Annotated in this window: 10 protein-coding genes; 6 read left to right on the top strand and 4 right to left on the bottom strand. The window is 71.2% G+C overall.

The features are described 5' to 3' along the window. The first annotated feature begins 345 nt into the window (after nucleotides 1–345). Nucleotides 346–2,898, top strand: coding sequence for an aminopeptidase N (gene pepN, locus ASG53_RS06155; RefSeq protein ID WP_056129772.1), 2,553 nt, complete (start codon nucleotides 346–348; stop codon nucleotides 2,896–2,898). A 241-nt stretch (nucleotides 2,899–3,139) separates the two neighbouring features. Here the strand turns inward: pepN and malQ are convergent, their stop codons facing one another. Then, entirely contained in the window at nucleotides 3,140–5,317 is a 2,178-nt protein-coding gene (gene malQ / locus ASG53_RS06150) for a 4-alpha-glucanotransferase (RefSeq protein ID WP_056129769.1), read from the bottom strand. A 140-nt stretch (nucleotides 5,318–5,457) separates the two neighbouring features. On the opposite strand from malQ, the gene ASG53_RS06145 reads away from it, so the two are divergent. Further along, nucleotides 5,458–6,399 (top strand): mechanosensitive ion channel family protein, encoded by a 942-nt coding sequence (locus ASG53_RS06145; protein WP_056129768.1) that lies wholly within the window; start codon nucleotides 5,458–5,460, stop codon nucleotides 6,397–6,399. A gap of 110 nt (nucleotides 6,400–6,509) precedes the next feature. On the opposite strand, the gene ASG53_RS06140 is transcribed toward ASG53_RS06145, so the two are convergent. Continuing rightward, nucleotides 6,510–7,022, bottom strand: coding sequence for a PTS sugar transporter subunit IIA (locus ASG53_RS06140; RefSeq protein WP_082543827.1), 513 nt, complete (start codon nucleotides 7,020–7,022; stop codon nucleotides 6,510–6,512). Between the two features lie 14 nt (nucleotides 7,023–7,036). Then, nucleotides 7,037–7,267 (bottom strand): glucose PTS transporter subunit EIIB, encoded by a 231-nt coding sequence (locus tag ASG53_RS06135; RefSeq protein ID WP_056129765.1) that lies wholly within the window; start codon nucleotides 7,265–7,267, stop codon nucleotides 7,037–7,039. Between the two features lie 132 nt (nucleotides 7,268–7,399). On the opposite strand from ASG53_RS06135, the gene ptsP reads away from it, so the two are divergent. Then, complete coding sequence (gene ptsP / locus ASG53_RS06130; protein WP_056129761.1) at nucleotides 7,400–9,103, top strand: phosphoenolpyruvate--protein phosphotransferase; 1,704 nt, start codon at nucleotides 7,400–7,402, stop codon at nucleotides 9,101–9,103. Between the two features lie 176 nt (nucleotides 9,104–9,279). Next, entirely contained in the window at nucleotides 9,280–9,852 is a 573-nt protein-coding gene (locus ASG53_RS06125; protein ID WP_056129758.1) for a GNAT family N-acetyltransferase, read from the top strand. 26 nt (nucleotides 9,853–9,878) lie between these two features. Here the strand turns inward: ASG53_RS06125 and ASG53_RS06120 are convergent, their stop codons facing one another. After that, nucleotides 9,879–11,555, bottom strand: a complete 1,677-nt coding sequence (locus ASG53_RS06120) for an MFS transporter (RefSeq protein WP_056130813.1) — start codon at nucleotides 11,553–11,555, stop codon at nucleotides 9,879–9,881. 194 nt (nucleotides 11,556–11,749) lie between these two features. Between ASG53_RS06120 and ASG53_RS06115 the strand changes: the two genes are divergently transcribed. Next, nucleotides 11,750–12,151: a globin gene (locus ASG53_RS06115; protein ID WP_056129749.1), complete on the top strand. Its 402-nt coding sequence runs from the start codon at nucleotides 11,750–11,752 to the stop codon at nucleotides 12,149–12,151. Nucleotides 12,152–12,160: 9 nt separating this feature from the next. Then, nucleotides 12,161–13,075, top strand: a complete 915-nt coding sequence (locus ASG53_RS06110) for an acyl-CoA thioesterase (RefSeq protein WP_082543826.1) — start codon at nucleotides 12,161–12,163, stop codon at nucleotides 13,073–13,075. Nucleotides 13,076–13,258: the final 183 nt, after the last annotated feature.

Below are 13,258 nucleotides of genomic sequence, written 5' to 3'. Positions count from 1 at the left end.
GTGCTGGGCTCGTACGGGCTGCGGTCGTGCGTGCTGCGGTCGTGCTGACGGCTCGGGACGCCGCCCGGACCGACGGTCGGCGGGCACCGGCGGAGACCGGGCCCACGTGTCGTCGACCAGTGACAACGTCTGCGACGAGCCGTCGATTCCCGCTCGAGCCGTACCCAGGTCTGGCTCTCGACGGTACCGACACCTGACGCGTCTGTCGCCTGCGACGCGGGCCCCTGGCGTGACATGATCGTCCTTGGCCGCATCAGGCCCACCCACCAGGTGCCCGGACCTGCCTCGGCGCGCTCACCAGCCCCTCCGCAGCCCGCCGGCACCGCATCCCCCGAGGAGGCGTCCGTGCCCGGACAGAACCTGACCCGCGTCGAAGCGACCACCCGCGCCGGCATCGTCGCGGTCGACTCGTACGTGATCGACCTGGACCTCACGACCGGTCCCGAGACCTTCCGGTCGACCACCGAGGTCCGGTTCACCGCGCAGGCCGGCTCGGCCACCTTCATCGACCTGGTCGCCCCGACGGTCCACGAGGTCACCCTCAACGGGCAGAGCCTCGACCCCGCGGTCGTCTTCGCCGACTCCCGGATCCAGCTCGACGGGCTCGACGCGGAGAACACGCTGCGCGTGGTCGCCGACGCCGCGTACACGAACTCGGGCGAGGGTCTGCACCGCTTCGTCGACCCCGTCGACGGCGAGGTCTACCTCTACACGCAGTTCGAGGTCCCCGACGCCCGCCGCGTCTTCGCGGCCTTCGAGCAGCCGGACCTCAAGGCCACCTTCCAGTTCACGGTCACCGCGCCCTCGGCGTGGGAGGTCGTCTCCAACTCCCCCACGCCCGAGCCCGTCCCGGCCGGCGAGGGCACCTCCACGTGGTCCTTCGAGCCGACCCAGCGCATCTCGACGTACATCACCGCGATCGTCGCCGGTCCCTACGTGGTCCAGCGCTCCGAGCTCACCAGCAGCGACGGCCGGGTCATCCCGCTCGGTGTGTTCTGCAGGGCCTCGCTCGCCGAGCACATGGACGCGGACTACGTGTTCGAGAAGACGCGCCAGGGCTTCGCCTTCTACGAGGAGAAGTTCCAGTACCCCTACCCCTTCCCCAAGTACGACCAGCTGTTCGTCCCCGAGTTCAACGCCGGGGCCATGGAGAACGCCGGCTGCGTGACCTTCACCGAGACCTACGTGTTCAGGTCTAAGGTGACCGACGCGATCAAGGAGCGCCGGGTCGTCACGATCCTGCACGAGCTCGCGCACATGTGGTTCGGCGACCTCGTCACCATGAAGTGGTGGAACGACCTGTGGCTCAACGAGTCCTTCGCGGAGTGGGCCTCGACCCTCGCGACAGCCGAGGCCACCGAGTGGACGCAGGCGTGGACCACCTTCGCCGCGATGGAGAAGTCCTGGGCCTACCGCCAGGACCAGCTGCCCTCGACGCACCCGATCGTGGCGACCATCAACGACCTCGAAGACGTCCAGGTGAACTTCGACGGCATCACGTACGCCAAGGGTGGCTCCGTCCTCAAACAGCTCGTCGCGTGGGTCGGCATCGACGCCTTCATGGCCGGTGTCGCGAGGTACTTCGCCAAGCACGAGTACGGCAACACCGAGCTCGTCGACCTCCTCACCGAGCTCGAGACCACGAGCGGCCGTGAGCTCGGCTCGTGGTCCGCGCTGTGGCTCGAGACCGCGGGCGTGAACACGCTGCGTCCCGAGATCACCGTCGACGAGGCGGGCGTCGTCACGTCCTTCGCCGTCCTGCAGTCCGCCCCGGCCGACTACCCGACGATCCGCCCGCACCGTCTCGCGATCGGGTACTACGACATCGACGCCTCGGGCGCGCTCGTGCGCACCCACCGTGTCGAGCTCGACGTCGACGGCGAGCGCACCGAGGTGCCCGAGCTCGTCGGCCGCGCGCGCCCCGACCTCGTCCTCCTCAACGACGACGACCTCGCCTACGCCAAGATCCGCCTCGACGAGGCCTCGCTGGCCGTCGCGATCGCGCACCTCGCGAAGATCCAGGACCCGCTCGCACGCTCCCTCGTCTGGGGCTCGGTCTGGGACGCGACCCGCGATGGCGAGACCCCTGCGAGCGACTACGTGGACCTCGTGCTCGGCAACATCGCGACCGAGACCGAGTCGACGACCATCCGCACGACCCTCGCCCAGCTCGCGCTCGCCGCGCGCAGCTACGTCGCACCCTCGACCCGTCCGCAGACGGTCGAGACCGTCGGCAACAGGCTGTGGATCCTCGCGCAGGCCGCCGAGGCTGGCTCGGACGCCCAGTTCCAGTTCGTCAAGTACTTCGCGGCCGTCGCCAGCTCGGCAACCCACACGACGACGCTGCGGGGGCTCCTCGACGGATCGGTCACCCTCGACGGTCTGACGATCGACACCGACCTGCGCTGGGAGATCCTCGACGGGCTGGTCCTCTCCGGGGCCGCCACGGCCGACGAGATCGACGCGACGCTCGCCGAGGACAACACCTCGAACGGCCAGCAGTCGGCAGCGCGGGCCCGCGCGACGATCCCGACGGTCGAGGGCAAGCGTGCCGCCTTCGACTCTCTCGTCGAGTCCGACACCACGCCGAACGCGATCGTCCGCTCGACCACGATCGGCTTCGGCCACGTGAACGACCCCGAGGTCCTCGCGTCGGTCGTCGAGCCGTACTTCGCGGCGATCGAGGGGCTGTGGGAGAGCCGCAGCTACCACATCGCCGAGACGCTCGTCGAAGGGCTCTACCCGGCGGCCCTCGCCGACGAGCGCCTGCGCGACGCGACCCAGGCGTGGCTCGCAGCGCACCCCGACGCCGCTCCCGCGCTGCGTCGTCTCGTGGACGAGTCCCTCGCCGGGGTCGAGCGCGCACTGCGCGCCCAGGCTGTCGACGCGGCTCGCTGACGAATGCGGGGCTGACCAGCCCCGCGGACACAGAGGCCCGCCCTGGTGCTCGTGCACCAGGGCGGGTCTCTGTCGTCGTCCGCAGGATCAGCGTCCGCAGGGTCGCCGTCCGCAGGGTCGACGACAGTCTGTCGTCGGCTGCTGCTATCTGACGGCTGGTACCGGTGTCAGCCGGCTGTGCAGTCGGAGAGCGGCCTTCAGCCCGTCGTCGGCTGGGGCTCCTCGGCTGGTGGTGCTCGTGTCAGCCGGCTGAGCGGTCAGAGCCCTCTGGGCCCTCGCCCTGGCTCCGCCCGGTCCCCTCGTTCATCACCGCGGCGAGCGAGCGCAGACGCGCGTTGTGCGCCAGGTCGTCCACGAGCACCACGCTGCCGCTGGAGTCTCCGAGCGGGACCTTCCAGTTCGGGTACTCCTGGTCGGTGCCCGGCTGGTTCTGCGCGCGGCGCTCCCCCACGGCGTCGGCCAGGGAGACACCGAGCAGCGCGGCCGGGGTCTGACGGATGTACCTGTGGAGAGCCTCGACGAGCTCGCGCTCCGACGGCTCGTCACCGACGAGCCCGCGGCTGGCCAGCGCGAGCACCATCTGCTCGCGCTCCTTGCGGGCCTCCTGACGGACCTGGTGCACGGGCTCGGTGAGGAGCCCGAGCCGCTCGCGCAGCTCGACGTGCTCCCCGGCCAGGTATCCGGCGGTTGGCGGGAGGTCGTGGGTCGTGACAGTCGTCAGCGACAGCGGACGGTAGGCCTCAGGAGCCAACGGCCGTCCGTCCTCGTCCTTCTCGAACCACAGGACCGAGGTGCTGAGCACGCCGCGGTCGTTGAGGTAGCCGCGGACCCAGGGCTCGACGACGCCGAGGTCCTCGCCGATGACCACGCCACCCGCGCGGTGCGCCTCGAGGCAGAGGATCCCGATGAGCGCCTCGTGGTCGTAGCGCACGTAGGCACCCTCGTCGGCCGGGGTGCCGGCCGGGATCCACCAGAGCCTGAACAGCCCGATGACGTGGTCGATGCGCAGCGCGCCGGCGTGACGGAACACCGTCCGGATGAGGTCGCGATACGGCGCGTACCCGGCACGGGCGAGCTCGCGCGGGTGCCACGGCGGCTGCGACCAGTTCTGCCCCTGCTGGTTGTACATGTCCGGCGGCGCGCCCACCTCCATGCCGCGTGCCATCACCGAGGCCAGAGCCCAGGCGTCGGCGCCCTCGGGGTGCACGCCGACGGCGAGGTCGTGCATGATGCCGATCCCCATGCCGCTCTCGCGCGCAGCGCGCTGCGCCTGCTCGAGCTGGACGTCGGCGACCCACTGGAGCCACGAGTAGAAGTCGACCTCGTCGGCGAGCTCTTCGCGCAGACGCGCCACGGCCTCGGACCCCGGGGTGCGGTACTCCTCGGGCCACTCGCCCGAGCCGAGGTGGTCGGTGAAGGCGCACCACGTGGCAAAGCTCTCGAGCCCGCTGCCCTGCGACAGGCAGAAGTCCACGAAGGCCTTCTGGCGCGCAGCCGAGCGCGGCGCCTCGAAGACGACCCGGAGCGCGCTCTTCTTCGCGTCCCAGACCGCGTCGCGGTCGATCGGGCCCGGGTCTGTGCTCAGCTCGCGGACGTCGTCCGCGGCCCACTCGACCAGAGACCTGTCGGCGGCCGAGAGATAGGCGGTCTCGCGGATGTCTTCGACCCGCAGGTAGATGGGGTTGACGAAGCGTCGGCTCACCGGCAGGTAGGGCGACGGCGTCATGGGGGTGGTCGGCTCTGCGGCGGCCACGGGGTTGACGAGCAAGAAGTCGGCGCCGAGCTGCTGGCCGCCGATCCACGCGATGTCGGCGAGGTCCGCGAAGTCGCCGATGCCCCACGACTGCCGGGAGCGGACCGAGTAGAACTGGGCCATGAGGCCCCAGTGCTGGCCGTCCGCGAGGTGCGCGGGCAGCTCGAGCCTGTCGGGTGTCACCGCGAGCACAGCACGCGACTGGCCGTCGCGGGTGCGGGCACGGAGCTCGTGCCAGCCGAGCGGGAGGTCGGCCGGTAGCTCGAAGGTCGCCCGGCCGATGGTCCGGCCGTCCACGGTCCGCGGCTCGACGTAGTCGTCGACCTGCGACAGCGCCACGTGCGTGCCGTCCTCGAGCTCGGCCCAGACCTCGACGTCCACGCCGTCGGTCACGTGCACGGGAACCTTGTAGGCCACGCCGCGGCGGGTCACGACGGTCGGCGGGAGCATCCGGCGCCACTCGTCGTCGACGACCGTCGCCAGGGCCACGTCGATGTTCTCGGGCGACGTCGCGTCGACTCCCAGCGCCCCGAGGATCGCGACGAGCGTCGAGGCGGGTGCGCTCTTCTTCTCGCCGTGGAATCCCCAGTGGTCGGGGGAGATCCCGTGAGCCTCGGCGAGGTCGACAAGTGCAGGTGAGAGGGTCGCGCGCTCAGTGGGGTCCACGTGTGAATCCTGCCAGAGACTCGCGGGTTGGGCATCACAGCGCGGGCGGTGTGGCGCAGCGCACCCTGTCGAGGTGCTGACTCACGCACGTCTGCGGGACGGGACCACGGGCGCGCCGGGGTCTCGGTAGCGTGGACCCCATGGCTCTCTCCTCCACCCTCAGCACCGTCAGCGCCGCGGCAGGCACCGAGCCCTTCGACGCCTCGAGCCTGAGCTCGTGGGGCGACTGGTTCGTCGGGACACCGTTGCGCCTGGTGCTCACGGCGCTCGTCGGCCTGGTCGTGCTCGTGGTGCTGCGCCGGATGATCAAGTCCGTCACCGACCACCTGGCGAGCGGTTCGCTCATGGACCGGCGTGGGCTGCGCAACCTCGCCGCGACAGGCGTCGGCACGGCGGTGCTGCAGACCAACCCGCTCGCGGCGGCCCGGCGGGCGCAGCGCGCCCGCACGATCGGGTCGGTGCTGCGCTCGACGGCGACCCTCGTGGTCGGGGCCATCGTCGTGCTGATGATGCTCGACGAGGTCGGCGTCAACATCATGCCGCTCGTGGCGTCAGCCGGGGTCGCCGGCGTGGCCCTCGGCTTCGGCGCGCAGAGCCTGGTCAAGGACTTCTTGTCGGGCATGTTCATGCTCTTCGAGGACCAGTACGGGGTCGGCGACACGATCACCGTCGGCGACGTCTCCGGGACCGTCGAGGCCGTCGCTCTGCGCATCACCAAGGTCCGCGACTCCTCGGGCACGCTCTGGTACGTGCGCAACGGCGAGATCCTGCGCGTCGGCAACCGCACCCAGGGCTGGGCCCGGGCGACGGTCGAGGTGGGGCTGGCCGTCGACGCCGACCTCGAGCAGGCGCGCGCCGCCCTCACCCGGGCCGGCGCCCGCCTGACCGCCGACCCTGTGCTCAGCACCTATCTGCAGGAGACACCCCGTGTGGTGGGCATCGAGACCCTCAGCGCTGCGGGCGTGACCCTCAACATCGAGGTGCGGACCAACCCGTCGATGCAGTGGGACGTCGCCCGCGCGCTGCGCGAGGCCGTGCGCACGGAGCTGTCCGAGGCAGGTCTGGCTCTCGCGGCCGAGTGAGCGGCCCGGTCGCCCGCCTACCGCGCTCAGGTGCGGAGTGCGGGGAATCCGTGCGACGCGGTCACGAGGCTCCGCGCACAGTCAGGACGGGGTGGTGCGCGGTCGTCTGCTCAGCGCCAGCGGGCGATCTCGTCGCCGCGGCTGACCTGCTGGCCCGGCTCGGCGACCCTGTCGACGTCTGCGGGGTCGCCCTGCAGGGCGATGACCACGCACACCGTGGACATCCCCGCAGCCGCGACGGCGTCGGGGTCCCAGGTGATGAGGTGCTGCCCGGCCGTGACCTGGTCGCCCGAGGCGACGTGCAGCTCGAATCCCTCGCCGCGCAGCGTCACCGTGTCGATGCCGAGGTGGACGAGGACAGTGCGCTCGTCGTCGGTCTCGATCGCGAAGGCGTGCGGGTAGAGCGAGCCGATCGTCCCGTCGACAGGGGCCTGGACGACGGTGTCCGTGCCTCCCGTGGCCGAGCGCGGCTCGATGGCCAGGCCGGGCCCGACGATCTCTTCTGCGAAGACCTGGTCGGGGACGTCCGCCAGCGCGACGACCTCACCCGACACGGGCGCGACCAGCCGCACCGGAGCGGGTGCTGGCTGGTCGGTCACGGCTGCGGCGTCCCCGAGGTCCACTTGTGACGCTCCGGTCAGCGGAGGCCGTCGAGCTCGGCGGCCAGGTTGTCGGCCTCCGGGCCGACGATGACCTGGACGATGCGGCCCGAGCGCACGACGCCGAAGGCGCCTGTCGCCTTGAGGTCCGTCTCGCTGATGAGGTCCGGGTTCGCGACCTCGACACGCAGTCGCGTGATGCACGGCTCCAGGTCGACGACGTTGGCCTGTCCGCCCAGTGCGGCGAGGATCTGCTGTGCCTTGCTCATGAAAGAACTCCTGATAGATCGTGGTCTGCGGATCGATGCCGGCCGTGCTCATCGACTCTGGTCCAAGAGTAGTCGCCTCGACGCGTTTTTACTGCGAGACTGCCTGGAGACTGCGCTGATCAGGAGGTACGGATGGACACCACTGCACCCCGCCCGTCGACGAGGACGGTCTCGGGGATCGGAGTCTGCGCCGGCCTGGTGGCCGGCCCCGTGGTGCACATGCCCCTGCCGATCGCCGAGCCCTCCCCCGGGCTCAGGCTCTCGCCGCGGGAAGACCACCACGCCCGTGCCGCGGCGATCCAGGAGGCGAGCGACCAGGTCACCGCCGACCTCGACGCCGACGCCGCCCGAGCCACGGGCGAGGCCCGCGGCATCCTCGAGGCCACAGCCGCGATCGCCGCGGACCCGACGCTCGTCGCCGACGCCCAGCGCCGGGTCCTCGACGACTACCTGGTCCCCGAGCGCGCCGTGTGGGAGGCCGCGTCCGACGTCGCCGAGCAGTTCGAGGCGCTCGGCGGGTACTTCGCCGAGCGGGTCAGCGACGTGCACGACATCCGCGACAGGCTGGTCGCCCATCTGACCGGGCGGCCCAAGCCCGGCCTGCCGAGCTGCGACACGCCCTTCGTGCTCGTGGCGCTCGACCTCGCCCCGTCCGTCACAGCCTCTCTCGACCCTGCTCAGGTCGTCGCGATCGTCACCGACGGCGCTGGACCGACGTCGCACACCGCGATCGTCGCCAACGCCAAGGGCATCCCGGCGGTGGTCGCCGCCCAGGGTGCTCACGACCTCCTCCGCGACGGGCACTTCGCGCTCGTCAACGGCTCGACGGGCCTCGTGGTCGCCGACCCGACCGCAGACGAGCTCGCGACGGTCCGCGCCGTCGCCGCGAGGTCACGCACCTTCGACGGCGAGGGCCGGACGAAGGACGGGCACAGGGTCCAGCTGCTCGCGAACATCGGTGACCCGTCCGACGCCGAGCCGGCCGCCCGCGCCGGGGCCGAGGGTGTCGGGCTGTTCCGCTCCGAGTTCTGCTTCCTCGACCGTGAGCAGCCGCCGACGGTCGACGAGCAGGTCACCGCGTACAGGCGCGTGTTCAGCGCCTTCGCCGGCCGCAAGGTGGTCATCCGCACCCTCGACTCCGGGGCGGACAAGCCGCTCGCCTTCCTCACCTCCGACGACGAGGAGAACCCGGCGCTCGGCGTCCGCGGGCTACGGACCGCCCTGCGCTCCCCCGAGCTGCTCGACCAGCAGCTCGAGGCGATCGCCCGGGCTGCCGCCGCGGAGACCGCGCAGGTGTGGGTGATGGCCCCGATGGTCTCCACGGTCACCGAGACCGAGCAGTTCGTCGCCGCGTGCACAGCCCACGGGCTCGACGTCCCGGGCGTGATGGTCGAGGTGCCCTCCGCCGCGCTGCTCGCCGGTCCCATCCTCGCCCGGGCCAGCTTCGCGTCGATCGGCACCAACGACCTCACGCAGTACACGATGGCCGCCGACAGGCTGCTCGGGTCGCTCGCCGAGCTGTCCGACCCGTGGCAGCCCGCAGTGCTCCAGCTCGTCGCCACCACCTGCGCCGGTGGCGCGCAGCAGGGACGGCCCGTCGGGGTCTGCGGGGAGGCCGCGTCGAACCCTGTGCTCGCCGTCGTGCTCGTCGGGCTCGGCATCACGTCCTTGTCGATGACCGCACGCGCGATCCCCGACGTCGCCGCCGTGCTCGCCGAGGTGACGGTCGAGGAGTGCCGCGAGCTCGCGCTGCTGGCCACGTCGGCCGAGACCGCGCAAGACGCGAAGGCACGGGTGCGGTCGCGGCTGCCGGTGCTGGACCAGCTGGGGTTGTGAGTCTGAGGCGCTCTGAGTCTGTGAGTCTCTGACCCTCAGTCGCTCTTGTCCTCTCGGGCTCTGGGGCTCTGGGGCTCTGGGGCTCTGCCATCTGGTTCTCCGGGGCTGTGTCGCTGTGGTCCCTGGCCTGGTCCTCGCGAAACACTCCTGTCATCTTCGGGCGGCACCATGTCCCGGTGACTCTCGAGATCTCCCGCGCCGACCTGGCCGACCCGCACCTGCACACGTTCCTGGCCGCGCACCTGGCCGACATGGCACCGACCGCCCCTCCCGAGAGCCAGCACGCTCTCGACCTCGACGGCCTGTCGCGGCAGGGCGTCCGGGTCTGGGTCGCGCGCCTCGACGGCGTCCTCGTCGGGACCGGCGCGCTCGCCGACCTGCCCTCTGACCTCGGCGACCACGACGGCGACGACGACGGCAACGACGAGGACGAAGAGCGCGGCGACCGCAGCAGCCGAGGCGGCAGCGGCCACGACGGGCACCGTGCACCGGAGAGCTCCCACGCCGAGCTCAAGAGCATGCGCACCGACCCAGCCCGTCGCGGCGAGGGGATCGCCTCCCAGATGCTCGCGCACCTCGTCGAGGACGCGCGCAGCCGAGGGGTTCGCCGGATCTCCCTCGAGACCGGCAGCATGGAGTTCTTCGCCCCAGCCCGCCGGTTCTACGCCGCGGCCGGATTTGCGGAGTGCCCGCCCTTCGGGAGCTACGTGGACGACCCGCACAGCGTGTTCATGACCCTCGAGCTCTGAGACCGAGGTGCGACCGAGAGCCCCTCTCAGCCACGCTCCGGGCTCGTGGCCGTCTCGTCGTCGATCGCGTCAGGGTCGTCGGGCTCGAGGACCTCGGGAAGGTCCCCCGGACGGACCCTGGGCATCCGACCGGCCGGGACGATCGCGAGCGTCGCGATGCCCGCGAGCGCGAGCAACGAGATCTGGAGCGCCCGCAGCCGCGCCTCGCTGTTGACCTCGATCGCCGCGGCCAGCTCGACAGGGTTGGCTGTCGTGCGCGCCAGGACCTCGGCGACCTGGGCGTTGCTGAGGAAGTTCACGTCGTCCAGGTCGACCTGCGCGACGAGGCCGGGTGGGATCTCGGGGTGCTGGGCGGCGGCGCTCGCCACGGTCGAGGCGAGCACACCGACCGCGAAGGCGCTCGCGACAGCGATGCCGACGCTCCCCGACAGGTTGTGCACCAGCCCTCGCCACGCCCCGACGTCACCGGCGAGCTCGCGCGGCGCCGAGGACAGCAGGGTGTTGAACACCAGGGCGACGATCGCCCCCTGCCCCAGGCCCAGCAGGACCAGGCCGAGCACGACGAGCACCTGGCCCCAGTCGTTCTTGATGGTGAAGGCGAGCAGCACTAGGGCGAGGGCGACGACGACGAACCCGCAGCGGGCCAGCAGGCTCGGCGAGTACCGCGCGTAGAGGTACGCGACGAAGGTGCTGGCGAGGAATATCGACAACGTGTACGGGATGATCGAGAACGACGTCTGGATGCTGGAGCGCCCCTGCACCACCTGGATGTACAGCGGGATGAGGAAGTTCGCCGCTGTCCCGACGAACAGCATGATGGCCATGCACGCCGTGACGGCCTTCTCCGAGCCCGTCGCGAGGACCCGCAGGTCGAAGATCCGCGACTGCCTGGCGTCCTGGCGTCGGCGCACCCAGCGGAAGAAGACCTGCCCGAGCACAGCCCCCACGATCACGAGCACGAAGGCAGGCGAGAGGCCGAGGACCTCGACGGGGGCCTGCGGGGTGGCGAGGACGACGCCCCACGAGCCCAGGCCGCTGAAGCCGAAGCTCAGCGCGATGATCGCGGCGGCGGCGATCCCGGCTCCGACCCAGTCGATCGACAGCCCTGGCTGCGGGGGCACAGGCTTCAGCCTGAAGCTCAGCGCGAGGTTCACGGCGCCGAGGGCCACCATGAGCGCGAAGGAGTACCGCCAGCCGATGGTCGTCGCGAAGGTCCCCGCCACGAGCAGCGCGAGGACCCCGGCTGCGGGGATCGCAGCGGCCAGCAGGCCGATCGCCTTGGCCTGCTGCGGACCGTGATAGCTGGTCGCGATGAACACCGTGAGGGCCGGGGCGATGAGGGCGATGACCGCGCCCGAGGACGCCTGGGCGACGAAGAGCATCGCGGGGCTCTGGCTGAGCGCGACGCCTGCCATCGCGAGCGCGTGGATCGCGACGGCGACCTGGAAGACCGTGCGCGACCCGTACCTGGCACCGACCTTGGCACCGAGCAGGATGAAGGCGGCCATCGCGAAGGTGCCGGCGGTGATCGCCGTGCCGACCGACGTCGCGGGGGTGCTCAGGTCTGTGGTGATCCCCTCCATCGAGACCGTGAGCGCGTTGACGGCGAAGGACGCCTGGATCTGGGTGAGGACGACGACGACCAGCGGCAGCCACGGTGCGGCCTGCGTCGTGTGCGTGGTCTGGGACGGTGAGGTACTCATCTGGACCCTCCGATCAGGGAGGACGCGCACGCGGTCTCCTGGCTCGAACGTAGGAGCACAGGGGGTCCACTGGCAAGCATCTGGTGAGGTGGGTCACAAGGAGGCCTGCGGACCACCCCGAGCGCGACGGCCCCAGGCGCCTCGACCCGGGTGAGCGTGCGCGGGCCGGCCGGGAACTTTGCGATGATGGCTGGGTGAGCGACCAGACCCCCGGACAGACCGACGTCTTCTACGACCAGGTCGGCGGCCACGAGACCTTCGTCAGGCTCGTCGACGCCTTCTACGAGGGCGTGGCCGAGGACGAGATCTTGCGTCCCATGTACCCCGAGGCAGACCTCGGGCCCGCCAAGGAACGCATGACGCTGTTCCTCGAGCAGTACTGGGGCGGTCCGACGACCTACTCCGACACCCGCGGGCACCCGCGGCTGCGGATGCGGCACGCGCCCTTCAAGGTCAACCCGGAGGCTCGTGACCACTGGTTGCTGCACATGCGCAGCGCCGTCGACTCTCTCGACCTCGCGCCGCTGCACCGCGCCACCCTGTGGGACTACCTGGACCGGGCTGCCCACTCACTCATCAACACCTTCGACGAGTAGGAGCTCCGCGTGACCGACCAGACCGAGGCCACAGTGCAGACCGTCTCGCCCGACCAGACGGCCCCGCACGACCCGCTCGCTCATCTGCTGTCCGTCCTCGACCTGCAGTACCTCGGGGCCGAGACCGGAGAAGACGTCTACTCCGGCGCGAGCGTGCACCAGCCCAACGGTCGTGTCTACGGAGGTCAGGTCCTCGCCCAGGCACTCCTCGCCGCCGGGGCGACCGTGGACCGCGGTCGTCTCCCCCACTCGCTGCACGGATACTTCCTGCGGGCCGGAGACATCCAGCAGCCCGTGGACTTCGCCGTCGAGCGCCTGCGGGACGGCCGCTCCTTCAGCGCCCGCCGGACGCACGCGTACCAGAGCGGCAGCGCGATCCTCTCGATGATCGCCTCCTTCCAGGAGCTCCAGGAGGGCGTCGAGCACTCCTCCGCCATGCCTGACGTCCCGGCCCCCGACGAGGTCCGCTCCGCTCAGGAGGAGCTGGGCGCCATCGACCACCCTGTCGCGGACTTCTGGTCGCGGCAGAGCGCCTTCGACGTCCGTCACGTGGACGGCTCCCTGTACCTCGGCCCGCGCGGCGAGCAGACCGACCGTCAGTGCGTGTGGATGCGGGCCCGCGGAGAGGTCCCGGCCGACCAGCTGATGCACCGCGCGCTCCTCATGTACGCGTGCGACCAGATCATGCTCGAGCCCGTCCTGCGCAAGGGTGGCAACAGCTGGATGACACCGGGCCTGAGCGTCGCGAGCCTGGACCACGCCATGTGGTGGCACCGCGACGTGCAGGTCGACGAGTGGTTGCTGTTCGTCCAGGGGTCACCCTCGGCCCAGGGTGGCCGAGGGCTCGGGACGGCCGAGGTGTTCACGCAGGAAGGTGTGCTCGTCGCGAGCGTGGCCCAGGAGGGCATGGTCCGCGTCCCGTAGGCTGCGCGGCGCTGGGGCCGGGTCACGCGCTGGCTCTTGCGCCGGGTCCCGCTCTGGCCCGGGCTCTGAACTGGTTCCGGGCGCGCACCCGCTCTGGCTCGGGTTGTGGTTCTGCACAGGCTCCGGCTCCGGCTCTGGCTCTGGCTCTGCACAGGCTTCAGGATGCTGCGCCGCTCGGGCGGG

The sequence above is a fragment of the Sanguibacter sp. Leaf3 genome (assembly GCF_001425965.1).
Lineage (GTDB): Bacteria > Actinomycetota > Actinomycetes > Actinomycetales > Cellulomonadaceae > Sanguibacter > Sanguibacter inulinus.
Note: the sequence above shows the minus strand (reverse complement) of the source record. Positions and strands in the feature narration are given on the sequence as shown.

What these genes read in the sequence shown, in the direction of transcription:
- ASG53_RS06135 (WP_056129765.1), bottom strand. Translation starts at nt 7,267, where the DNA reads ATGAGCAAGGCACAGCAGATCCTCGCCGCACTGGGCGGACAGGCCAAC.
- ASG53_RS06120 (WP_056130813.1), bottom strand. Translation starts at nt 11,555, where the DNA reads ATGAGTACCTCACCGTCCCAGACCACGCACACGACGCAGGCCGCACCG.
- ptsP (WP_056129761.1), top strand. Translation starts at nt 7,400, where the DNA reads ATGGACACCACTGCACCCCGCCCGTCGACGAGGACGGTCTCGGGGATC.
- ASG53_RS06145 (WP_056129768.1), top strand. Translation starts at nt 5,458, where the DNA reads ATGGCTCTCTCCTCCACCCTCAGCACCGTCAGCGCCGCGGCAGGCACC.